Source organism: Streptomyces luteolus (genome assembly GCF_029968015.1).
GTDB classification, from domain to species: Bacteria; Actinomycetota; Actinomycetes; order Streptomycetales; family Streptomycetaceae; genus Streptomyces; species Streptomyces luteolus.
Window position 1 is genome coordinate 14,315 of record NZ_JASCIS010000061.1, and the last position, 22,022, is coordinate 36,336.

General features: G+C 70.9%; 21 protein-coding genes. 13 read left to right on the top strand and 8 right to left on the bottom strand.

Going from position 1 to position 22,022, the window contains the following annotated elements; translation table 11 throughout:
* The first annotated feature begins 41 nt into the window (after positions 1–41).
* The 3 genes from tgmA (at position 42) to QIT00_RS35205 (ending at position 2,456) form a co-directional block, all read left to right on the top strand.
* The gene (gene tgmA / locus QIT00_RS35195; protein WP_282539567.1) at positions 42–269 is read left to right on the top strand and encodes a putative ATP-grasp-modified RiPP; all 228 of its coding nucleotides are present in this window, start codon (positions 42–44) and stop codon (positions 267–269) included.
* 50 nt (positions 270–319) lie between these two features.
* On the top strand, positions 320–1,237 hold the full coding sequence (gene tgmB, locus QIT00_RS35200; RefSeq protein ID WP_282539568.1) for an ATP-grasp ribosomal peptide maturase: 918 nt from the start codon (positions 320–322) through the stop codon (positions 1,235–1,237).
* An 82-nt stretch (positions 1,238–1,319) separates the two neighbouring features.
* On the top strand, positions 1,320–2,456 hold the full coding sequence (locus QIT00_RS35205; protein ID WP_282539569.1) for a methyltransferase domain-containing protein: 1,137 nt from the start codon (positions 1,320–1,322) through the stop codon (positions 2,454–2,456).
* Here the strand turns inward: QIT00_RS35205 and QIT00_RS35210 are convergent.
* Complete coding sequence (locus QIT00_RS35210; protein ID WP_282539570.1) at positions 2,453–2,788, bottom strand: putative quinol monooxygenase; 336 nt, start codon at positions 2,786–2,788, stop codon at positions 2,453–2,455. The two genes, QIT00_RS35205 and QIT00_RS35210, sit on opposite strands and share 4 nt — an antisense overlap.
* A gap of 83 nt (positions 2,789–2,871) precedes the next feature.
* On the opposite strand from QIT00_RS35210, the gene QIT00_RS35215 reads away from it, so the two are divergent.
* A complete protein-coding gene (locus tag QIT00_RS35215) occupies positions 2,872–3,102 on the top strand; it encodes a FitA-like ribbon-helix-helix domain-containing protein (RefSeq protein WP_282512525.1) in 231 nt (76 codons plus the stop codon).
* A complete protein-coding gene (locus QIT00_RS35220) occupies positions 3,099–3,497 on the top strand; it encodes a type II toxin-antitoxin system VapC family toxin (protein ID WP_282539571.1) in 399 nt (132 codons plus the stop codon). The genes QIT00_RS35215 and QIT00_RS35220 overlap by 4 nt, the downstream gene beginning before the upstream one ends.
* A gap of 21 nt (positions 3,498–3,518) precedes the next feature.
* Here QIT00_RS35220 and QIT00_RS35225 read toward each other — a convergent pair whose 3' ends face one another.
* Positions 3,519–5,021 carry a CehA/McbA family metallohydrolase gene (locus QIT00_RS35225; protein ID WP_282539572.1) on the bottom strand — a complete coding sequence of 501 codons (1,503 nt, stop codon included), beginning with the start codon at positions 5,019–5,021 and terminating at the stop codon, positions 3,519–3,521.
* A 120-nt stretch (positions 5,022–5,141) separates the two neighbouring features.
* Positions 5,142–6,488 carry a radical SAM protein gene (locus QIT00_RS35230; RefSeq protein ID WP_282539573.1) on the bottom strand — a complete coding sequence of 449 codons (1,347 nt, stop codon included), beginning with the start codon at positions 6,486–6,488 and terminating at the stop codon, positions 5,142–5,144.
* Between the two features lie 96 nt (positions 6,489–6,584).
* On the opposite strand from QIT00_RS35230, the gene QIT00_RS35235 reads away from it, so the two are divergent.
* The 5 genes from QIT00_RS35235 (at position 6,585) to QIT00_RS35255 (ending at position 11,567) form a co-directional block, all read left to right on the top strand.
* Positions 6,585–7,046 carry a prevent-host-death family protein gene (locus QIT00_RS35235; protein ID WP_282539574.1) on the top strand — a complete coding sequence of 154 codons (462 nt, stop codon included), beginning with the start codon at positions 6,585–6,587 and terminating at the stop codon, positions 7,044–7,046.
* Positions 7,043–7,228, top strand: a complete 186-nt coding sequence (locus tag QIT00_RS35240) for a hypothetical protein (RefSeq protein WP_282539575.1) — start codon at positions 7,043–7,045, stop codon at positions 7,226–7,228. The genes QIT00_RS35235 and QIT00_RS35240 overlap by 4 nt, the downstream gene beginning before the upstream one ends.
* A gap of 171 nt (positions 7,229–7,399) precedes the next feature.
* The gene (locus QIT00_RS35245; protein WP_282539576.1) at positions 7,400–7,576 is read left to right on the top strand and encodes a hypothetical protein; all 177 of its coding nucleotides are present in this window, start codon (positions 7,400–7,402) and stop codon (positions 7,574–7,576) included.
* Between the two features lie 77 nt (positions 7,577–7,653).
* The gene (locus tag QIT00_RS35250; RefSeq protein ID WP_282539577.1) at positions 7,654–10,251 is read left to right on the top strand and encodes a bifunctional FO biosynthesis protein CofGH; all 2,598 of its coding nucleotides are present in this window, start codon (positions 7,654–7,656) and stop codon (positions 10,249–10,251) included.
* Between the two features lie 200 nt (positions 10,252–10,451).
* The gene (locus QIT00_RS35255) at positions 10,452–11,567 is read left to right on the top strand and encodes an ADP-ribosylglycohydrolase family protein (RefSeq protein WP_282539578.1); all 1,116 of its coding nucleotides are present in this window, start codon (positions 10,452–10,454) and stop codon (positions 11,565–11,567) included.
* Between the two features lie 38 nt (positions 11,568–11,605).
* Here QIT00_RS35255 and QIT00_RS35260 read toward each other — a convergent pair whose 3' ends face one another.
* Both QIT00_RS35260 and QIT00_RS35265 read right to left on the bottom strand, forming a co-directional pair.
* On the bottom strand, positions 11,606–12,751 hold the full coding sequence (locus tag QIT00_RS35260; protein WP_282539579.1) for a PP2C family protein-serine/threonine phosphatase: 1,146 nt from the start codon (positions 12,749–12,751) through the stop codon (positions 11,606–11,608).
* 256 nt (positions 12,752–13,007) lie between these two features.
* Positions 13,008–13,790, bottom strand: a complete 783-nt coding sequence (locus QIT00_RS35265) for an SDR family oxidoreductase (RefSeq protein ID WP_282539580.1) — start codon at positions 13,788–13,790, stop codon at positions 13,008–13,010.
* An 80-nt stretch (positions 13,791–13,870) separates the two neighbouring features.
* Here QIT00_RS35265 and QIT00_RS35270 point away from each other — a divergent pair, with 80 nt between their 5' ends.
* Entirely contained in the window at positions 13,871–14,710 is an 840-nt protein-coding gene (locus QIT00_RS35270; RefSeq protein ID WP_282539581.1) for a hypothetical protein, read from the top strand.
* 182 nt (positions 14,711–14,892) lie between these two features.
* On the opposite strand, the gene QIT00_RS35275 is transcribed toward QIT00_RS35270, so the two are convergent.
* The 3 genes from QIT00_RS35275 to QIT00_RS35285 form a co-directional block, all read right to left on the bottom strand.
* Positions 14,893–15,099 (bottom strand): DUF397 domain-containing protein, encoded by a 207-nt coding sequence (locus QIT00_RS35275; protein ID WP_282539582.1) that lies wholly within the window; start codon positions 15,097–15,099, stop codon positions 14,893–14,895.
* Between the two features lie 231 nt (positions 15,100–15,330).
* A complete protein-coding gene (locus QIT00_RS35280; protein WP_282539583.1) occupies positions 15,331–16,197 on the bottom strand; it encodes a helix-turn-helix domain-containing protein in 867 nt (288 codons plus the stop codon).
* Positions 16,198–16,481: 284 nt separating this feature from the next.
* Entirely contained in the window at positions 16,482–17,237 is a 756-nt protein-coding gene (locus QIT00_RS35285) for a GOLPH3/VPS74 family protein (protein ID WP_282539584.1), read from the bottom strand.
* Positions 17,238–17,441: 204 nt separating this feature from the next.
* Between QIT00_RS35285 and QIT00_RS35290 the strand changes: the two genes are divergently transcribed.
* Both QIT00_RS35290 and QIT00_RS35295 read left to right on the top strand, forming a co-directional pair.
* Positions 17,442–19,928, top strand: a complete 2,487-nt coding sequence (locus QIT00_RS35290) for a D-alanyl-D-alanine carboxypeptidase family protein (protein WP_282539585.1) — start codon at positions 17,442–17,444, stop codon at positions 19,926–19,928.
* A gap of 157 nt (positions 19,929–20,085) precedes the next feature.
* Entirely contained in the window at positions 20,086–22,017 is a 1,932-nt protein-coding gene (locus QIT00_RS35295; RefSeq protein WP_408909915.1) for an MFS transporter, read from the top strand.
* Positions 22,018–22,022: the final 5 nt, after the last annotated feature.

Consider the following 22,022-nt stretch of genomic DNA (forward strand, 5'->3'; position numbering starts at 1 on the left):
CCGCCCCGACCGTGGGTGGGCAAGGACAGGAGGAGACCGCCTTGAGCGCCACCAGCATCGAACCCGCCGAACCCACCCAACCGTTCGCCATGCGCTTCGCCGCCCGGCAGACCAGTGCCCCCGCCGACACGACGGGCGTCACGTACGACAACCACCTGCAGGTTGCCCTCACCCGCGAGGGCAACCCGTGGGCGATGACCGCCGCCGGAGAGACCAGCAGCAACACGAACTCCGACAGCCGGAACGACGAAGGCACCGACTTCTACTAGGAGAGCTCGAGGTGACGGAACCTCACGGACCAAGCACAGGAGCGGTGCTGGTGCTGACCAACCAGCTCGACTCCACCGCGGACCTGGTCGTCGACCGGCTGAACCACCGGAACGTTCCGGTGTTCCGGTGCGACACCGCCGAGTTCCCCCTGGAACTCACGCTGACGGCGACGCTCGGGGAGCAGCGCTGGGGCGGAGAGCTCGACAACGGGCATCGAACCCTCGACCTCGCCGACGTGCGGTCGGTGTACTTCCGCAGGCCCGAAGAGTTCCGGTTGCCCGACAGCATGTCCGAGGCTGAGCGGCGGTTCGCCGCCGCCCAGTCGCGGGCGGGCTTCGTCGGGGTGGCCGTGGCTCTGCCGTGCCTGTGGATCAACCATCCCGCGCGGGACCTGGACGCGAACCACAAGCCGTGGCAGCTCGCGGTCGCCCGGTGCCTCGGCCTCGAACCGCCGCGCAGCATCATCACCAACAACCCTTACGTGGCACGGGAGTTCGCCACGCAGATCTGCGGGCCGGTCATCACCAAGAGCCTCGGCGCCCCGGTGGACACCGTGATCGTGGACCCCGCCGAGCTCGACGACTCCGTGCGGCTGTGCGCCCACCTGTTCCAGGAGTGGATCGACAAGGCGCACGAAGTACGGCTGACCGTGGTCGGCGGCCGGTTCTTCGCCGTGGAGATTCACGCGGGCTCCGCCGAGACCCGGATCGACTGGCGCACGGACTACGACAGCCTCACGTACGAACCGACCACCGTGCCCGACCGCGTACGGCACGCTGTCACCGCGTTCATGCGGCACTTCGGGCTGGTCTTCGGAGCGTTCGACTTCATCGTGACGCCGTCGGGGCGGTGGCGGTTCCTGGAGGTGAACCCCAACGGCCAGTGGTCGTGGATCGAGCACCGGACCGGCGTGCCCATCTCGCACGCCATCGCCGAACTCCTGGAGAAGGGCATGACGCATGAGTGACACCGGGCAGCACGCACAGACCTCACAGACCTCACGGAGTCTTAGGGCCCGTCTCGCCGACGAACTGGAACAGCACGGAGCGGTGCGCTCGCCGCACTGGCGGGCCGCCGTGGAGACGGTGCCTCGGGAGGCGTTCCTGCCGTCGTTCTTCACAGATGCGCCGGGCCGGGACGGCATCACCCGGTACACGCGGGTCAGCCGGAACAGCGGCGAGGGGGAGTGGCTGAGGCTCGTCTACCAGAACAGGACGTGGGTGACCCAGCTCGACCACGGCACCACGACCGGGGACGGCGGCGAACCGGTCCTCGGCGTTCCCACCAGCTCGTCCACGCTGCCGAGTGTCGTCGTCGGCATGTACGAGGACTTCGACGTACCGCAAGGCAAGCGGATCTACGAAGCGGGCAGCGGCACCGGCTATTCGACCGCCCTGGCGTGTGTCCGATACGGCGACGCGTTCGTCACTAGCACCGAGCACGATCCGCGCCTTTCCGCCCTCGTCAGCGAGCGCCTCGCGTCCCTCGGCCATCATCCGAACCTGTTGACCGGGGACGCCGCCCAGGTCAGCCCCTCGGGAGCGCCGTACGGCGGGGTCATCGCGACGTACTCTCCGAGCAGCGTGCCCGCGGAGTGGGTCGAGCAGACCGAGACGGGTGGGGTGATCCTCGTTTCCCTCGGCGGCAGCCTGGACGCGTACGGATACGTCCGCCTGGTCAAGACCGGCAACGGCACAGCGGAGGGCCGATTCCTCAACGGCGACGTGTCGTTCATGCTCTCCCGCGAGCTGACGCGGCCGGACATCGGGCCGATGATGCGGTCCGCGCTTGCCCGCCGGGGTGCTGCCCACCCCGTGGACGTCGGAGTCGATCCCGGCGTCCTGGAGAGCACCGCGCTGATGTGGGCCGCACAGATCGCCCTGCCCGGAACCGTGCGGGTGGGGCTCACCACGGGTGAGACGTCGGGCCGCTGGTTCCTGCACCCCGACGGTTCGTGGGCGGTCCTGGAGATGTCACCGGGCAAGTCGCCGCGCGCGTACGAGGCTGGGCCGAAGCGAATGTGGACGGCCCTTGAGGAGACCGCGGCGAGGTGGCTCGCCGACGGCCATCCCGGCATCGAGCGGTACGGGCTGACCGTGACCGGCGGCGAGAACACCGTCTGGCTCGACACCCCGGACCGGCCGGTCGGCGCACTCCCGGCCGGCCCGGGCCAGTCGTCTCGCTAGGCCGGACGCTTCGGCGAAAGCTCCGCCATCGCGCCCCAGCCCTGGGCGTCCGGGATCTCCACGTTGATGATCTCGGGCGTCGAGGCGATCGCGTCCGCCATCGCCTCCAGGCCCGCCTTGAAGTGGTCCGACTGGACGTGCGCCGCCCCCGCGTCCCCGTCCGCGAAGGCCTCGAGCAGGACGAACTGGTTCGGGTTCTCCACGGAGCGCGACCAGTCGAAGAACAGGTTCCCCGGCTCGGCGCGGGTCGCGGCGGTGAAGTCGGCGACGAGGTCGAGCCACTCGTCGGCGCGGTCGGCATGCACGGTGAAACGTACGGCGATGAAGATCATGGCTCCAGGCTGCCGCGCTCGGGCGGGCGGAGCCAAATTCAGCCGTGCATGCATTTTGCAGCTGACGGCTCTAAACTGCATTCATGACAGTCCTGACTATTCGAGACGTGCCCGACGAGGAAGTGCAGACGCTCAAGGTCCGGGCAGCCCAGGCCGGACAGAGCCTGCAGGCCTATGTGCGAGACCTCCTGGCCCGCGAGACGGCCAAGCCGACGCTTGCCGAGATGATGGAGCGCCTCGACCGCGAGGCGAACGCCGACGTCAGCGCCGGTGACGTGCTGGGGGTCATCGACGAGATGAGGGCCGGGCGGTGATCGTCGTCGACTGCTCGGCCCTGGTCCCCGTCCTGACCTCCGGCTCGGCCGATGCGCACCTCCTTCGGCAGCGCGTCGCCGAAGCGGGCTCCCTCTTCGCCCCCACCCTCCTCGACTACGAGATCCAGTCCGCGCTCCTGGGTCTGGAACGCGGCGGCAAGCTGAACCACAGCCAGGTCACCAAGGCGGTCGGCGACTACCGGCAGATTCCCCTGACGCGCCACGAGACGCTGCCGTTCTTCGACCGCATCCGCACACTGCGCCAGAACCTGTCCGTGTACGACGCCCAATACGTTGCCCTGGCCGAGGTCTTGGCCGCCCCGCTGATCACCTGCGACGCACGCATCGCCCGCAGCGGCGCGGCCAAGTGCCCGGTGGAGGTCTTCGGCGCCTGACGCAGGCCCGGCAGCCCGGATCTAGCTCCGCTCGCCCAGGAACACCGGGTTCGTGAACGCAGCAAGCGCCCCCGGCAGCCCCGGCACCGTCGCCGGGTGTCGTACCTCGGCGCGTACGTACGAGGCGTACGCGGGTGTCGTCCGCCACTCCACGCTGCCCGAGTCCGAGGTGAGCAGGGTGCCCTGGTCCGTGACGAGGCGGAGCGTGCAGCCCGGTGCCCCCGACACCTCCAGGCGGACCGTGACCGGGGCGTCGCGGTCGACGGCGAGGCGTTCGCCGATGCCCGCCCTGCGGCCCCGGCCGCCGACCGCCGAGAAGTCGAGGGAGACGGCGGAGGACTCCGCGACGTACGAACGTCCGGCCCGCAGGCCCGCGAGGATCGCCGTGCGGCTCAACTCGTCGGCGAGGACGACGGTTTGGGGGCCGCCGATCCGGTCCGGGTCGCGGTGGGCGTCGCTGCTGCCCATCGCCGGGATCCAGTGTCCGCGGCGGCCGGCCGCCTCCAGGCGCGCGTCCCAGTCGGCCAGCGACACCTCGTCGTCGGGCGTGTAGGGGCCGTTCCACACCTCCACCACGTCGGCCTCGCCGAAGCCGAACTTCCAGTTGCAGCCGATGCAGGTGGCGTGCGGGTGGGCGGGGACGACGAGCCCGCCGGCGCGACGGATCTCGCGGGCGTAGTGGCCGAAGCGGTTGTCGCGGGCCCGGTAGCGCCAGTCGACGAACGTGCCCGGGTCGGTGCCGAGCGCCACCACGTGGCCGTTGCGGGTGGTGACCTCCTCGCCGAGCAGGATCAGCAGGTCGTCACCCGCGTGCTCGGCCCAATGAGCGTGCGCGGCATGGGTGTTGTGCTCCGAGCTGTTGATGAAGTCGAGCCCGGCCTCGCGGGCGAGCGCGGCGATCTCGGCGGGGGTGCGGCGGCCGTCGGAGTGCACGGAGTGCAGATGGCAGTCGCCGCGGTACCAGGCCCGGCCCCGGCCCGCCGCCCGCTCCGGGGGGTAGCTGGGCCTCGGGGTGGCGCCGGGCGCGCCGTACCGCAGCGTGACCGTGATCTCGTACGCGAGGCCCTCGGGCGCGACCGTGTACGGGCCGAGTGCGATGTGCCAGGTGCCGGGGCGGATGCGGCCGGGCAGATAGCCGGGCGTGGCGGCGTCGGCGCGGACGAAGAACTCGCTGCGGGCGCCGCCGGACCAGCCGCGGAAGCCCCGGCCGCCGAGGTCGGTGCCGCGCTCGTCGAAGAGGCCGATGTCGAGCGCGTTGCCCTGGGTGCCGGGTGGCACGGCCGGTTTGTCGTAGCGGTAGGAGACGTGTAACTCCCGTACGCCGTCCGGGACTTCTACGGGTACGTAGACGTAGTCGGGGGAACCGGTGGGCAGCGTGCCGCGCACGGTTCTCGTGTCGTGACTGCCGGTGGCGCTCGCGAAGCTCACGCCGTTCAACGTAAGCGCGGTGGCGGCCGAGGTCACGAGCAGCGCGCGTCTGTGGATGTCGGTGCGGCGTATCGGGTGCTGTGCGTCCTTGCGCATGGTGGCGGCTCCCCAGGGGCGGACGGTGCGAAGTGGCGTACGCAACCCTGGTATTGAGCCGTGAACGGACCGGCAAGGGAAGAGGGCGGTACGGGTACGGGCACCCGTACCGCCGGAGCGTCAGGCCTCGGTGGTCGCCTCGGCCTCCGCGCCCTGCGGGATGCTGTCCATGAACGAGCTGACGGAGAAGACGGCGCGGCCGGGTCCCGCGGGGCCGTATCCGGGCGGGGAGGTCAGGCCGTACTCCTCAAGCGTCGCGCGGTAGGTCTCCAGGAGCCGGATGTGGTACTCCAGCGGCGCGCCCTGCGGGTTGGCCTTGCCGAGCGGGGTGGTCGGCTCCGGGCACCAGGTGGTGAAGCGGGGGACGACACCCTGTGACATGAAGAAGCGCAGGCCCTCGTGGGTGGAGGCGATGGCCTCGTCCACGGTCTGGAAGCCGAACGGCTCGGCCATCTCGACGCCCGCGACGAAGTTCGGGATCACGTTCCGCGCGCCGAACACGTCCCGGGAGTCCAGGATCCGCTTGTGCCACTCCTCGCGGCCGACGTAGCGCTCCTTGCCGGGGCAGTACAGCTCGAAGAGCCGCTTGTCCCAGACCTCGAAGTTCGGGTGGTAGATCTGGATGCCGTAGTCGTGGAAGCGCTTGACGTCGTCGAGCGGCAGCGCCTGCGCGACGACCTTGCCGATCCAGCGGCGCGGGAAGGTCTCCTCGATGGCCTTGGCGTAGCTGCCGTAGAAGTCGGCCTCGTCCTTGCCGCCGACCTTCGAGGTGATGGAGCCGCCGGTCAGGGTGTACGCGGTGGAGGTCTTGGCGGTGTCGTACTTGTCGATGATCTCAAGCGCTTCGAGGATCTCGTCGGACGGCTTCACGCCCGTGTACGGCCGGCCGGCGGCCTTGTGCTGGCGCCAGTTGTGGTTGATGTCGCAGTACTGGCACTCCTCCTTGGCGCCGAAGTACTGGCACACCCGGAAGACGGTGAGGTAGATCAGGTACCCCCACTGGATCGTCGGGGCCACCTCCATCACGGACTTCCCGTTGGACAGCTTGTGCCGGTAGTACTCGGGCATCGGCGGAAGCCCGACGTCCGAGATCCGCTTCCCGTCGAGGTAGAGCCCGAGTGTGCCGTGCTCGTCGCCCTTGACGCGGTACGGCGAGTCCGGGTTCACACGCACCGAGACGACGGTGCGGCGCAGCTCGTACGGGCCGCCGGTGAGCACGATCTCCTCCGGCGGCCGGTTCAGGGCGGCCTGGCCGAGCTCGGGCAGGGTGCGGTGGTCGAAGGAGAAGATGAAGTACGACTTCGGCTTCACGTCACCGCCGGACCCGTCGGCGCCTCCGGACAGCGCGGACTCGTCGAAGGCCATGCCGCCCCGCAGCAGGTCTTCCTTGATCACGGCTTCCCGTGGGACATGCGGGAAGCGTTCCATGAGGTCTTCGACGAGTGCGGTGCGATTCGGCGTCTCCATGTCCTCATTGGACCAGAGTCGTGCGGGCGGCTCGCGGTCCGGGTAGGTGACTCTCGCCGATTGACTTCGGAACGTATTCCGAACTATGGTGGGGGCATGACTGCTCCCACGGTTTCGTTCTCCGAGCTGTCCAAGAACTCGAAGCGCGTCGCCGAGACGCTGGACAAGGCGCAGCGGGTTCACATCGCTCGGCGCGACGGTGAGGACCTGTATCTCACTACGGCCCGGCACGATCAGCAGCGGGACGAGACGGCCGAGGTCGTAGCGCGCCTGCTCACGGCTCTGGTGGGAGCTGAGGGCGGGGATCGGGCCATCAGACGCGCATTGCCAGAGGTCTTCCCCTGGGTGAGGCACCTGTCCGGGGACGAGATGCGTGAGTTCGTCCAGGACCTCATCCACGCGACGCACGACGCAGTCGAGTTGGACGTCCACGCCAATCTGCACGGCACCATCGTCGAGTGGCGTGCGACGGCCCGCATCCTCGCCGACCCGGAACTCACCGCCCAGCTGATGCGGAACTACGCGGATGAGGACCACGGCGAGGTGACCGCACCTTGACGCCGAAGCGTGGAGACGACGTGGCCCCGCCGCCCGTCGGCGGGGAGTGGCGGCTGAAGTTCGGGACGAACGAAGCGGCCAAGGGCTGGGCCGAGTTGTGCGCCGAGGCTCCGGGCAATGCTCGCCGCTGCTTCGAGGCGCTGCGGGCCGATCCTGTGTCGTACGCAGACCGGGACCGGTAGCACCGGCTGCGCGGCCGGCTCGCGACCGCGACCATAGGTGGGCGCACGCATCCCCAGTGGGAGTACGAAGTCACGGCAGGAGGCCGCGTGCGCTACCTGGTCGACGAACCGCGCCGCACGGTGCACCTCGTGTACGCGTCGACGCGCCACCCCAAGGACACGGAGTAGCGCATGGGGCATAGCGGTTGGGGGATGCGGCGGGGGCGCACGGCCCCGGGGTACGAGGAGGCCGAGGGTGTGACCGAGGTATGGCGTGAGATCCGGCTGTCGTTGGCGCTCGCGCAGGCCGCGTACGTGATCACGCGTCGCGGCGGCATGACGGCGTCCCTGCGATCCGTAGCACCCTGAACACGTACGGTAGTGCAATCGGCGTTGCCCGTACGGGCGTTGAATAAACCCGCGTACCCCGCTCGTATCCTCGGGGGATGACGGATCAGCAGGCAGCCCCGAGTCCGCAGCCGCCCACCGCCAACTCCATGCGGCGAGCCCTCAAGCGGGCCCGGGACGGGGTCGCGATCGATGTGGCCGAGGCCGCCGTGCTGTTGCAGGCGCGGGGCGAGGACCTGGAGGATCTGGCCGCCTCCGCCGCACGCGTGCGCGACGCGGGCCTGGAAGCAGCGGGCCGCGCCGGTGTGCTGACGTACTCGAAGAGCATCTTCGTCCCGCTCACCCGGCTGTGCCGGGACCGTTGCCACTACTGCACGTTCGCGACCGTCCCCGGCAAGCTGCGCCGGGCCGGGCACGGGATGTTCATGTCGCCGGACGAGGTGCTCGACCTCGCCCGGCGCGGAGCCGAACTCGGCTGCAAGGAAGCGCTCATCACCCTCGGCGACAAGCCCGAGGACCGCTGGCCCGAGGCCCGCGAATGGCTGGACGCGCACGGCTACGACGACACCATCGCGTACGTACGGGCCATCTCGATCCGGATTCTCGAAGAGACCGGACTGCTGCCGCACCTCAACCCGGGCGTCATGTCCTGGACCGACTTCCAGCGGCTCAAGCCGGTCTCCCCCTCCATGGGGCTGATGCTGGAGACGACCGCCGAGCGGCTGTGGAGCGAGCCCGGCGGACCGCACCACGGGTCGCCCGACAAGGCCCCGGCCGTACGGCTGCGGCATCTGGAGGACGCCGGGCGCAGTTCCGTGCCGCTCACCAGCGGGCTGCTGCTCGGCATCGGGGAGACCCCGCAGGAGCGCGCCGAGTCGCTGTTCGCGCTGCGCCGTATCTCCCGTGCCTACCACGGCATCCAGGAGCTGATCCTGCAGAACTTCCGCGCCAAGCCGGACACGGCGATGCGGGGCATGCCGGACGCCGAGCTGGACGACCTGGTCGCGACCGTCGCCGTCGCGCGGCACATCATCGGGCCGTCCGGCTGCCTCCAGGCCCCGCCCAACCTCGTGGACGACGAGTTCGCGCGGCTCATCGCGGCCGGAGTCGACGACTGGGGCGGCGTCTCGCCCATCACGCCCGACCATGTGAACCCCGAGCGGCCCTGGCCCCAGATCGAGCAACTCGCCGCGAAATCCGCCGAGTCGGGCTTCCGGCTCGAAGAACGGCTCGCCGTCTACCCCGAGTTCATCCAGCGCGGCGAGCCGTGGATCGACCCGCGCGTCCTGCCGCACGTACGCGCCCTCGCCGACCCCGAGACCGGCCTCGCGAACCCGGACGCCGAGGTGCGCGGACTGCCCTGGCAGGAGCCCGAGGACAGCTTCGTCCCCTCCGGCCGCACCGACCTGCACCGCACCATCGACACCGAGGGCCGTACGTCGGACCGGCGAGACGACTTCGACGAGGTGTACGGCGACTGGGAGTCCCTGCGCGAACAGGCCGCGCCCGGGATGGTGCCCTCCCGCATCGACACGGACGTACGGGCGGCCCTGCGCGTCGCCGCCGACGACCCGACCCGGCTCACCGACGACGAGGCGCTCGCCCTGCTGCACGCGGAGGGGCCCGCGCTCGACGCGCTGTGCCAAGTGGCCGACGACGTACGGAAGTCGGTGGTCGGCGAGGACGTCACGTACATCGTCACGCGGAACATCAACTTCACCAACGTCTGCTACACCGGCTGCCGCTTCTGCGCCTTCGCCCAGCGCCGCACCGACGCCGACGCGTACACGCTCTCCCTCGACCAGGTCGCCGACCGCGCGCAGCAGGCCTGGGACGTGGGGGCGGTGGAGGTCTGCATGCAGGGCGGCATCCACCCGGACCTTCCGGGCACGGCCTACTTCGACATCGCGCGGGCCGTGAAGGAACGCGTCCCCGGCATGCACGTGCACGCCTTCTCGCCGATGGAGGTCGTCAACGGCGCCACCAGGACCGGCTTGAGCATCCGGGACTGGCTGGCCGAGGCGCGCGCGGCCGGCCTCGACTCCATCCCGGGCACGGCCGCCGAGATCCTCGACGACGAGGTCCGCTGGGTGCTGACGAAGGGCAAGCTGCCGGCGGCGACGTGGATCGAGGTCATCCGCACCGCGCACGAACTGGGCATTCGTTCCTCGTCCACGATGATGTACGGGCATGTGGACCAGCCCCGGCACTGGCTCGGGCACTTCCGGACGCTGGCCGCGATCCAGCGGGAGACCGGAGGGTTCACGGAGTTCGTGACGCTGCCGTTCATCCACACCAACGCGCCGGTGTACCTGGCCGGGATCGCCCGGCCGGGCCCGTCGACGCGTGACAACCGCGCCGTCACGGCCATGGCCCGGCTGCTGCTGCACCCGCACATCCCGAACATCCAGACCAGCTGGGTCAAACTCGGCACGGAGGGTGCCGCGGAGATGCTCCGCTCCGGCGCCAACGACCTGGGCGGCACGCTGATGGAGGAGACCATCTCCCGGATGGCGGGCTCCAGTTACGGCTCGTACCGCTCCATCGAGGACCTCGTCGCCATCGCGGACGCCGCGGGGCGACCGGCGAAGCCGCGTACGACGCTGTACGGCGAGGTGCCGCAGGAACGGCAGCGGGTCGCGGCGGCGTCGGACGGCCACTTGCCGCAGCTGCTGCCGGTGGTGGAAGGGGACTAGCCTCCTTCCGGCCCCCGCTCGCGCCGGTGCGGCTGGTTTCTCCTCAATCGCCGGAGGGGCTCAATTTGAGCCCCTCCGGCGATTGAGGAGGCCCGTCCGGCGAGGACTTTCGGTAAGGGGCGGGGAGGGGGAAAATAGCGCGCCCTGAACAGCCCGTCCCCGTTCGATTACAGTGCTGCGAAGTCGTGGAAGGAGGCGCGGTGAGCGCAGGTGTGACAGCGGTCTGGGGCCGCGCCGAACAGCAGGACTTCCGCAGCCGCGTACGGGGCTCACTCCTCGGCGCGGCGCTCGGGGACGCACTCGGCGCCCCCGTGACCCGCCTCGACCTGGAGGCGATCCGCACCGAGCACGGCGCGGAGGGCCTCGCGGACCTGGCCCCCGCGTACGGCCGCCGAGGCACCGTCACCGCGGCCACGCAGCTCGCCCTGTTCACCGTGGACGGACTGATCCGCGCCCAGGTCCGCCGGGACACCGGCGCCTGGCACCCGCCCACCGACATCCACCGCGCCCACCGCCGCTGGGCCGTCACGCAGACCGAGTGGGGCCCCGACGAGCGCCGCAAGGAGGACGGCTGGCTGGCCCGCGAGGAGTGGCTGTACGCCCGCCGCGACCCGGCCCGTGCCTGCCTCACCGGGTTCGCCGACGACGCGATGGGCACCCTGGAGACCCCGCGCAACCCCACCGAGCGCGGCCCCGAGGCCCTCACGCGTTCCGCGCCGTTCGGGCTGCTCGTCGGCTGGGAGCCGCAGCTCGTCCTGCAACTGGCCGTGGAGTGCGCCGCGCAGACGCACGGGCACCCCTCCGCGTACCTCGCGGCGGGCGCCCACGCGGTGATCGTGCACGCCCTGGCCCGGGGCGAGTCCCTGGACGGGGCGGTGCAGCGGGCGCTTGCCCTGCTCGCCACCCGGCCGGGGCACCAGCCCGTCACGGACGCGCTCAAGCAGGCGCTCGGCGCGGTCCGGCAGGGCATGCCGAGCCCGGCCCGGGTCGAGTCCCTCGCCGAGGAGGGCACGGCGGACGCGGTGCTCGGGGCGGCGGTGTACTGCGCGACGGTCTGCGAGGACATCCGGCACGGACTGCGGCTCGCCGTGAACCAGGGCGGCGACTCCTCGTCGGTGGCGTGCCTGACCGGTGCGATGCTCGGCGCCCTGCACGGCGAGACGGCCCTCCCGCCCGGCTGGGTGGCCGAGCTGGAGGGCCGTTCGACGATGCTTGAGCTGGCGGACGACTTCGCGATGGAGATGACCCAGGGACCCGCGCTGCATGGCCCTGCCGGGTCGTCGCCGGGGTGGTTGGCGCGGTACCCGCGCACGTAGCCGTTCGGTGGCGCCGCCTCAGCGGTTCGGTCGCCGCCTCAGCGGTTCGGTGACCGTCGCACGGCCAGGATCGCCACGTCGTCGTGCTGCTCTCCCTCTCCCTCTCCCTCTCCCTCTCCCTCTCCGGCGAACGCGCGCGAGTCGTCGTAGAGCGTGCGCGGCAGCTTGGTGGCGGAGAGCGGGACAAGTCGCCTGAGGCTCTCGGTGAGGGGGTAGAACTCGCCGTCGGCAGCACGCGTCTCGGTCAGCCCGTCCGTGGTCAGCAGCAGCGTCGCGCCCGGCGGGAAGGCGAACCAGTCGACCGTCGCGGGTTCGGCGGCGAGTTCGGCGAGGCCGAGGGGGACGCCGAAGGTGAGGGCCGGCGTGCTGACGGTGGTGTCGTGCAGTACCTGCGGCAGGACGTGACCGCAGTTGATGGCCTGCACCTCCGCGTGCGCGTCGACGCTGACGATGAGTGCGGTGACGAACCGTTCGTCGTCGCCGGTCTGCGCGGCGTAGGAATTGTGCCGTACGACGGAGGCGTCCAGGGCGTCGACGAGCGCGGTCAGGGTGGGCTCCCGGTGGGCCGTCGCACGAAAGGCGCCGATCACGGCGAACGCCGCCCCGACCGCGGGCAGGCCCTTGCCCTGTACGTCGCCGATGAGGAGGCGAGTGCCCCAGGGCGAGTCGACGACGTCGTAGATGTCACCGCCGACGAGCCGGTCCTCCTGTACGGGTTCGTACACCCCGTCGACCAGGACGTCGTCGGTGAGCAGGGGCAGCGGGCGCAGGATGTGGCGCTGCATCGCCGCGGCGGTCGAGCGCAGCCGCAGCATTTCCTGCTCGCGGCCGATGCGGCGGTGACAGGCGTAGACGGAGGCCGCGCCCAGGACGAGCGTGAGCAGAATCATGAGCATCCTGTCGAGCCACGGCCACCCGTCCCCCTGCCGGAGCAGCATGGCGGCGATGACCACGAGCCCGGTCCAGGCGAACACGAACTGCGTCTGGCGGACGGTGCACAGGGCGGATGCCGCTCCGGGCAGGAACACGAGCAGTCCGAGCAGCCACACCGGGGACTCCGACAGGGCCCCCAGGACCATCACCAGGAGCGTCACCGAGGCGACCGAGACCACGACTTCGGCTCCGCTCGGTGGCTCGATCACCTCGATCGGGCGGGCCGACCTCTTCTGATGCTTGCGGAGCATGGGACCTCCCGGGCGGATGGAGCATTTCCCCTCATACCGTAGGCAGGTTCGACACGGCCCGGTCTCGCCCCGCCGGACAGGGGCCCGGCCGGGCCAGCCGACCGCCCCCGCACCTCCGCCGTTCGCCCGATCACGGCCTGCCGGATACACCCCGGCCGCGATCACGGAGGCCGCGCTGTCCTGCTCGTACGACGGCGGGACCACCTGGACCGAGGCTCCGGTCCGCTCACTGACGAAAGGGCGTTGCGGAGGGCGGCTACCGCATCAGCTCACCCGCGTTCACCAGCAGCGACTGCCCCGTGATGGCCCGCGCCCGGTCCGAGGCCAGGAAGACGCAGGCATCCGCCACGTCCCCGTCCGTGGCCAGCTCCGGCAGCGCCATCCGCTCGCTGAGCCGCCGCTTCACCTCCTCCTCGGGTACGCCCTCGGTGTGCGCGGTGAACTGGACGTACGCCTCGACCGGCGGCCCCCACATCCAGCCCGGCTGGACCGTGTTGACCCGGATGCGGTGCGGGCCCAGTTCGCGCGCGAGGGAGTACATGGCGGAGACCAGGCCGCCCTTCGAGGCCGCGTACGCCGCCTGCCGCACCTGCGACGGCGCCGCCACCGAGGACTGCGTGCCGACCAGGACGAGCGCGCCGCCGCGCTCCTTGAGCGCCGGGAGGCAGGCCCGCGCCATCCGCAGGCTGCCGAGCAGATTGACGTCGAGCACGCTCTGCCAGGTCGCGAAGTCCGCGTCCTCCAGGCCGCCGAAGTGCGAGTCGAGGGCGGCGACTTGGACGAGCGCGTCGATCCGGCCGAAGCGCTCCACGGCAAGGGCGGCGAGGGCCCGGCACTGCTCCTCGTCGGCGATGTCGGTGGCCCGGTACGCGGTGTGCGCGCCGCCCGGGTCGATCCCGGCGGCCGCCTTGGCGAGGTTGGCCTCCGTGCGGGCGCCGAGCACGGCGTTGCCGCCGTCGCGGACCACGGCGGCGGCGACCTCGTGGCCGAGTCCGGCGCCGACCCCCGAGACGATCACGGTCTTTCCGTCGAGCAGCATCGGCGCCTCCGTAGCCCTGGTGGATTCCCTGACGGGGCGTCAGAGTAGGGCCGTCCTGCAGGGGAAGGAAGGGGAGCACCATGGGCGAGGAGACCCGCAGCGAGACCTACGCGGAGCTGGCGTCGGTAGGGCCGTACGGCGTGCGCCCCGGGCACGCCCTGATCACCATGGTCGAGCCGCACCCGGGCCACGAGCACGCCTACAACCGCTGGTACGAGGACGACCACTACTACGCGGGCGCGATGGCCATGCCCTGGATGTACGCGGGCCGCCGCTGGGTCGCGACCCGGGATCTGCAACTCCTGCGCCGCCCGGAGAAGTCGGCGGTCGCCCAGCCCGTCACGGCCGGCTGCTACCTCTCCACGTACTGGATCACCGAGGGCCGCTACGACGACCACATGCGCTGGACCGTCGGCATCAACAAGCGCCTGGGCCGCGACGGCCGCGTCCACCAGGACCGCACCCACGTCTTCACGGCCTTCCAGGACCACGTGGCCACGGTCTACCGGGACGGCGCCGGCGGACCGCGTGACTTCCACGCGCTCGACCACCCGTACCAGGGCCTCGTCCTGGAGGTCATCGACGCCGAAGGGCCCGAGCGGCGCGCCGAGTTGCTTGAGTGGCTGCGCTCACACCACCTGCCGGGCAAGCTCGCGCAGTCCCCGGCCGCGATGGTCGTCCTGTTCCGGCCGACCCCGCTGCCGGGCGACCGGATGTCGTACGTGAAGCAGGTCGAGGGTGTCGACGACCGGCTGACGCTGCTGTGGTTCCTGCAGTCCGACCCGCGTGCCTGCTGGCCGGAACTCTTCGCCGGACGCGAGGCGGAAGTGGCTGAATCCGGCCTCGGACGGGTCGAGTTGGTGGCGCCGTTCGTTCCCACGGTGCCGGGCACGGACCTCTACGTGGATCAGTTGCGGTAGGTCCGGGGGTTCCGGGGTTCTCGGGGAAAGGCCGAGCCCTCTCGGCCGGGACGGCGGACCAGTCGAGAGGGCTCTTCGGTGGAGCTGGTGGTGCGGTTGTGTTTCTCGTGGTGCTTGTCCTGCTCGTATTGCTCGTACTGCTTGTCCTGCTCGTACCGCTGGTTCTGCTGTCGTGCTCAGGATCAGGCGTCCCACGTACCCCGCGTGACCTGACCGACGAACGCGCTCCAGGACTCCGGAGCGAACGCCAGCGCCGGGCCCTCGGGGACCTTCGAGTCACGCACGTCGATCGCGTGCGTCACCGGGGACTTGACCTCTACACATGCGCCGTTTCCGGTGGAATACGAGGACTTGGTCCAGGTGTCCGTGACGCCTTGCTGAATTGCCATGTTCGCTCCGCTTGCCTATCGCCGGTTGTGTGGGGGTGCGATGCCAACGGCTGGATCTTGCTTGCTTGTTGTTGGCGTGATCGACGCTACTCGCCAACATCGGCGCGCGAGGCGGGCATTCACTCGACCGGATGGCATATACCGGTTGGGGCTTCCCTGTTGACGAGGCCAGGGTGTACCGTGCCGCGCCTTCAGAATCGAACGCTCCGGATACGGCGGTCCCCGGGTCGCTCAGGCTTGTTCGCGGGCATAGGCCTTGGCCGCTTCCGAGATGAACTGCCGGGTCTGGTCCACATTGAGGGCTTGCGCCCGCAAGTGCTCGTACATGACGCTGTACTTCTGCACGTCGTTCGCCTTCTCCAGGTAGAGGTCGCTGGTCACGCCCTCGATGTAGACGACGCTGGAGTCGGCGGCGTCGGGGAACTCGAGAATCGCGTACTGGCCGTTCACGCCCGGGTGCGCGCCCATCGTGAACGGCATCACCTGCACCGTGACGTGCGGCTCGTGCGACATCTCGACGAGATGCTCCAGCTGCTCGATCATCAGCTGCCGGTCGCCGACCACACGACGCAGCGCCGCCTCGTCGAGCACGGCCCAGAGCCGCAGCGGGGCCTCCCCGGAGTTGATCCGCTCCTGGCGCCGCATCCGGACCTGGACGCGCTTCTCGATGTCCGTGGTCGCGGTCTCCGGCAGCGCCCCGGCGATCAGCGCCTCGGCGTACGCGTGCGTCTGCAGCAGCCCGGGCACGACCTGCGGCTCGTACACGCGCAGCGAGGCCGCGTCCGTCTCCAGACCGATGTAGACGCTGTACGGAATGTCGCCGAAGGCGTGCCACCAGCCCTGCTGCCGGCTGTCCTTGGCCATCTGCATCAGCGACTCGACGACGCGGTGGTCCTCGACCTCGTACACCCCGCACAAGTCGCGGACATCGCGCTGGCTGATGCTGCGCCGGCCGTTCTCAAGGCGGCTGATCTTCGACTGGGAGACGAGGAGTTTGTCCGCCACCTCCTCGGCCGTCATGCCTTTGAGCTCGCGGAGCCTGCGCAACTCCTGGCCCAATCGGCGTCGCCTGACGGTGGGATTGACATTGGACGCCACGGGACGTGCACCTCCGGCTGCGGGCCTCTACTTTGCGTATCTACTGCTCAGCAGAGTGCCACCAACGAGTGTCATAGCGCTGGGAAACGGCGGATATGCGAGAGCGCGGGGCGGCGGCCGGTGTCGTCGTCCAGGACGACCGGCCACCACCCCGCGCTCCTGTGCGGCTCCCGAACCGGTCTCAGGGGGACTACGGTGCGGTGTCGGTGGTGCGAGTGGTGCGAGTGGTGCGGAGGTGGGGCTTGTGGTGCGGTGGATCTCTTCCCGGGCGTACGAGCCGTGCCTCAGTGGGCGACCGCCCGTGCCATGGGACCTCGGCGTGGCTGCATCGGAATCCCGCTGCCGCCGGCCTCCTGGGCGGCCGCACGGTCCGGTTTGCGGGCCGTGGCCGTGGCCGGGGAGCGGCGGGGCTGGGCCGCCACTCCGTTCTGGACGTCCATGACGGCGTGCGCCACGAGGCCGCCCATCGGGTCGTGCCTGATCAGATCCCGGAGGCGGGAGCGCGACGAGCGCCCTTCGTTCCCGGGATACAGGTGCTTGCCGAGACCGACCGCATGGGCCAGCGCGGCGAGCGCCGCGGTCCGCGGGTCCGGCGGGACGCCGGTGCGGATCGCGGAGTCCAGCCGGGACCTGATCTCCCGGCTGATGGCCGTGTCCGTCGCCTGGTAGCGAGTCGTCGGCAGCACTCCGCACATCTGGCCCGCCACGGCATGCACCATGCCGCACCGCTCCAGATGCGAGAGATAGGTCTGGCGCAACCCCAGCCGGGGCCCGCCGATCCAGTGGACCGCGCGCACCGGTGCCCCGCGCCTGCGGAGTAGTTCCAGTGCACAGTCCAGTGTCGGATCTCCGGTCGGCCGTGGTACTACCACGGCGATACGATCCCCGTCTGGGGCTATCCGTCCGGCCAGAGCCAGCTCTACTAGCTGTGCTCCTGCCAGACCGAGGTCGAGCGACTGCGGCTGCGCTGTGGTACCCGTGGTCGGGTCCAGAGCGAGCAGCAGAAGCTCCTCCGGAATTGTTCTGCGGCTCCTGCCCATCCATGCCTCCCCGCGTGGATGAATGACAGGGTGACCCCTCTCACATTGGTCTGTCGAGAGTGCGTGTCCGGTTCGTAATGGAACCGGGAGATATGTCGTTCTCGTCTAGCCCGGCGGGCAATCCCGCACACAGGACACTGGTACATGGTTCGGACACTGACGTAGCGCGCGAGTGTGGGCGCAAGGCGTATCGAGGAGGCATGGGTGGCGGGCGAGACCCCCGACACGTCGGGGAAGCGAAAGTCTTCGGGGACGTCCTCGGGCAGTTCTTCGGGCGACCGTACGGCGAGGTCTTCGGGCGAGTCCTCGGGCGAACCGGCGGCGAAGCCCGCCGACCCTCGGCTCGCCGTGTCCCGGCAGTCCGCCGCCGAGGAGGACGCTCCGGCGCGCGTCGACCAGCCGACGGCGGTGTTCTCCACGGCGGCGCCCTCTTCCGGGGAGGCGGAGGCGGAGTCGGAGGGCGCGGGGGAGGCCGATGCTTCCAAGGACGCCCGCCTGCGCGCGGCGGTTGCCGCCTGGGTCTCGGGATCCGACGGGAACGACGATTCTCGGCCACCTGAGGGCGAGGAGGCCCCCGAGTCGGCGGAAGAGCCCGTGGCGGAGGGCGAGGAGGCTGAGGGGGGCGCTGAGGACGCCGAGGACGCCGAGGGTGCGGAGGTGGATGCGGCGGATGCGGCTCCGGAGTCCGGTTCCGGGGAGGAGTCCGAGCCCGAGCCCGAGCCCGAGTCCGAGGCTTCGGAGGGGGCGGACGCGGCAGACGGGGGCGAGTCGTCCGACGGTGACGAGGCAGAGGCAGCGGACGAGCCCGCGGGCGCCGCCGGCGGCGCCGACCCCGCCGACCCCGACGGCGAAGAGTCCGGCGACGCCGACCCCGACGACGAAGAGGCCCCCGAGGACGAAGAGTCCCCCGGCGAGGCCAAAGCAGACGACGAGCCCGACGACGACGAGTCCAGCGACGCCAAGTCCGACACCGACGATCCCGGCGACACCGACAAGCCCGATGACGCCGACAAGTCCGTCGACCAGCCCACCGCGATCTTCAAGGCGCCGCAGGCGAAGGTCGACCAGCCGACGGCCATGCTCAAGCTGCCCGCCGACGCCGACGCCGACGCCGACGCCGACGCCGACGCCGACGCCGACGCCGACGCCGACAAGCCGGACCCGGGCAAGGTCGGGGCAGAAGGCGCGGGCCCCGAGCGCGAGTCCGAGCGCACCAGCAAATTCGTAGCCCTCAAGCCGCTCGACGAGCCGAAGGCGCCGAAGCAGCGGACGGAGAGTGCGAGCGACGCGAAGGCGCCCCAGAAAGCGGCAGCCGGTGCGGCGCTGCCGCCCGAGGCACCGGCGGCCGCCGCCGGTGCGCCCGGTGCCGCCCAGCTGGGCCCCGAGCGGACCACGCAGCAGCCGCTGCCGCCGAAACCGCCGCTCGACCTGCTCGCCGAGCTGACCAACCGGCCGAAGCCGCCGGAGACGGCGCTGCGTACCACCGTGCGCCGCGTCAAGATCTGGACGCCGCTGGTCCTGCTGCTCGTCGTCGTGTTTGCGGTCGTACAGGCCGTGCGCCCGCTGCCCACGCCTACGCTCGCGCTCACCGCCGACGCCAAGTACACCTTCGACGGCAGCGAGCCGAGCCTGCCCTGGCCGACCGAGGGGCAGGCGGTCGTGGACGTCGACGGGATCGGCAGCCTCGGAACGTACGGCGATGAGAAGCCCATCCCGGTCGGCAGTGTCGCCAAGGTGATGACGGCCTATCTGATCCTCAAGGAGCACAAGGCCACCGAGGAGCTGACCGTCGACAAGACCGCCGCTGACCACTACCGGACCGGCGAGCCCGCCAACGAGTCCGTGGTCGAGGTCGAGGAGGGCGACGTCATCACGGTCGAGGAGGCCATCAAGGACATCATGCTGCCGTCCGCGAACAACATCGCGAAGCTGCTTGCCCGTTGGGACAGCGGCGGCGACGAGAAGGCGTTCGTCAAGAAGATGAACGACGCCGCCAAGGACCTCGGCATGAAGAACACCACGTACACCGACGCGTCCGGGCTCGACGAGAGCACCGTCTCCACGGCCGTGGACCAGGTGAAGCTGGGCAAGGCCGTGATGGAGATCCCGCTGTTCAAGAAGATCGTGCGGATGCCGAAGTTCGACTCCACGACCTCCGAACGCCCCAAGGACCAGGCGAACTTCAACAAGCTGGTTCCGCTGTTCGGCGTCGTCGGCATCAAGACCGGCTCCACCACCAAGGCGGGCGGCAACCTGCTGTTCGCGGCGGAGAAGGAGATCAACGGCGAACGGCAGCTGATCATCGGCGCGGTCTTCGGCCAGCACCTGCCGCCGATCATCGACACCGCCACCGCCCGCAGCAAGGACCTGATCCTGCGCGCCCAGGAGCTCCTGGAGACCCGGACCGTGGTGAAGAAGGGCGATGTCGTCGGGCACGTCGACGACGGCCTCGGCGGCACCACCCCGGTCGTCGCCACCGAGGACGTCTCGGCCGTCGGCTGGCCCGGACTCACCGTCGACCTGGCCGTCGGCGACGGCGGCAAGACCGTCCCGCACAGCGCGAAGGCCGGTACGGAGGTCGGCGTCCTGAGCGTCGGCGACGGGAAGGAAGGCGCCGTGAAGGTGCCCGTGGCCCTCCAGGAGGACCTGACGGAGCCCGGGTTCGGGGCGAAGCTGACGCGTATCGGCTGACCGGCCGCGACCGCGTAGCCGCGACCGCGTACGAGCGTGAGGGGGAGCCCTGTCCTTCAGGGCTCCCCCTCACGCGTCCCGTGCTAGCTTCGCGAGACCGGGGGGGGCGGGCGCCGAGACGGCCTGAACAGAGCGGATGACACGGGGAGTTCCAGCGGTGACTGCGGTGGGACCGGGGGCGGACTACAGGCCGGACGACGCGACGGCAGGCGCGGCCCCCGCACGCCGCCCCGAACTCCCCGGACCGCGCGCCACACCCCCTGAAGAGCGAGCCGCACCTTCCGAAGAGCGAGCCGCACCTACCGAAGAGTCCGAAGAGCGGGCGGGCCCGCGCCGCCGCCGGACCCGCCGGGTCTACCGCCACCCCGTCCTCCTCACCTCCGCCCTCGCCTTCCTCGCGCACCTGCTCTGGATCTTCACCGTCGCCAACAGCGGCGGAGACCTCGCCGCGCAGGACGCCTGGGCCGAGTTCGCCGGGCGGCACCCGGACTCGGCGTACAACCTCGCCTGGTACGGCGGGATGCACCCCGTCTCGTACAGCGTTCTCTCGCCGTATCTGATGCATGTGCTCGGCGTGCGGACCACGATGACCGTCGCCGGGACCGTGTCGGCCGCGCTGCTCGCGCTCGTCCTGGTGCGGCTCGCCCGGGCCGGGGCCGTGCGGAAGCCGCTGCCGCCCGCGCTCGCCGGGGTCTTCGCGCTGTTCTGCAATGCCGCTTCGGGTCGGGTGACGTTCGGGCTCGGCCTGATGTTCGGGCTCGGCGCGGTCGCGGCGGTCTTCTGCCTGCCGTACCGCTTGCCGTACCGCCTGCCGTACCGCCTGCGGCACCCGCGCTGGGCCAAGGCCGCCGTCGCCGCGCCGCTCGCCGGTCTCGCGACGGCCGCGTCACCCGTCGCCGGACTCTTCGTCGGCCTGGTCGCGGTCGCGCTGTTCCTCCAGGGCAGGCGCCCGGCGGCGTACGTTCTCGGCCTCGCGCCGGTCGCCGTGGTGGCGCTGTCGGCCTGGCTGTTCCCGTTCTCCGGTACGCAGCCGATGCATCTGCTCTCGGCCGTGCTGCCGCTGTTCTTCGGCGCCGCCGTACTCGTCCTCGTACCGGCGCACTGGCGCACCGTGCGGCTCACCGCGGGCGTCTACGCCGTCGGCGTCGTCCTCGCCACGGCGATCGACTCGCAGGTCGGGTCCAACATCACACGGCTTCCGATGCTGTTCGCCGGTGTCGTGCTGCTCGCCGCGCTGCCGTTCACGCGTCCGCGCAGCCGCAGGTGGTACGCGCTCGTGGTGTGCTGCGCCGGGCTCCAGGTGTGGATCGGCGTGAAGTCCGTGGACGACGTCGTACGCACCACGCCGCGCGCGGCCTGGGCCCGTGAACTCGCCCCGCTGGTCGACGCGTTGCAGGACGCCGACGCCGAGAAGGGCCGCGTCGAGGTCGTCCCCGCGCGCAGCCACCGCGAGGCCTCCGCGCTCGCCCCGTACGTCAACCTCGCCCGCGGCTGGAACCGCCAGGCCGACAGGGAACGCAACCCGCTCTTCTACGACGGCACCCTGAACGCCGCCAACTACCGCGAGTGGCTGCGGCGTTGGGCCGTGCACTACGTCGTGCTGCCCAAGGACGAGCCGGACGGTGACGGCGGCGTGCGCGAACGGTGGCTCGTGCGGCAGGGCCAGCCGTATCTGAAGGAGATCTGGGGCGACGCCAACTGGCGGCTGTACGAGGTGAGAGACCCCATGCCGCTCGCCGACCCGCCCGCCACCGTGCGCCGTGCCGAGCAGGGCAGGTGGACGATCGACGTGAAGAGCGCGGGCCGCGTGCGCGTGCGGCTCCCGTACTCGCCCTGGCTGAAGCTCGTCGACGGCGAGGGCCGCGGCGTCCCGGCGCCGCGCGAGACGGAGGCGTCCGCGCGGCGCCCGGACGGACTGCCGAAGCGCTACGTCAACGTGGCCGGCTGCCTCGCCGAGACCGAGGAGGACGAGTTCGGCGTCCGCTGGACCGAACTCCTCGCCCCACGCCCCGGCACCTACCGCCTGGCGTCCCCGTACGACATACCGCGCGGCACACCTTGCCCGGAGGAGCTGCGCGGGGTGCGCTGAGGCCG

Bases quoted from the DNA above. Each gene is read 5' to 3' on its own strand.
- QIT00_RS35210 (WP_282539570.1), bottom strand. From the start codon at position 2,788: ATGATCTTCATCGCCGTACGTTTCACCGTGCATGCCGACCGCGCCGAC.
- QIT00_RS35215 (WP_282512525.1), top strand. From the start codon at position 2,872: ATGACAGTCCTGACTATTCGAGACGTGCCCGACGAGGAAGTGCAGACG.
- QIT00_RS35225 (WP_282539572.1), bottom strand. From the start codon at position 5,021: ATGCGCAAGGACGCACAGCACCCGATACGCCGCACCGACATCCACAGA.
- QIT00_RS35230 (WP_282539573.1), bottom strand. From the start codon at position 6,488: ATGGAGACGCCGAATCGCACCGCACTCGTCGAAGACCTCATGGAACGC.
- QIT00_RS35235 (WP_282539574.1), top strand. From the start codon at position 6,585: ATGACTGCTCCCACGGTTTCGTTCTCCGAGCTGTCCAAGAACTCGAAG.
- QIT00_RS35245 (WP_282539576.1), top strand. From the start codon at position 7,400: ATGGGGCATAGCGGTTGGGGGATGCGGCGGGGGCGCACGGCCCCGGGG.
- QIT00_RS35250 (WP_282539577.1), top strand. From the start codon at position 7,654: ATGACGGATCAGCAGGCAGCCCCGAGTCCGCAGCCGCCCACCGCCAAC.
- QIT00_RS35260 (WP_282539579.1), bottom strand. From the start codon at position 12,751: ATGCTCCGCAAGCATCAGAAGAGGTCGGCCCGCCCGATCGAGGTGATC.
- QIT00_RS35265 (WP_282539580.1), bottom strand. From the start codon at position 13,790: ATGCTGCTCGACGGAAAGACCGTGATCGTCTCGGGGGTCGGCGCCGGA.
- QIT00_RS35270 (WP_282539581.1), top strand. From the start codon at position 13,871: ATGGGCGAGGAGACCCGCAGCGAGACCTACGCGGAGCTGGCGTCGGTA.
- QIT00_RS35275 (WP_282539582.1), bottom strand. From the start codon at position 15,099: ATGGCAATTCAGCAAGGCGTCACGGACACCTGGACCAAGTCCTCGTAT.
- QIT00_RS35285 (WP_282539584.1), bottom strand. From the start codon at position 17,237: ATGGGCAGGAGCCGCAGAACAATTCCGGAGGAGCTTCTGCTGCTCGCT.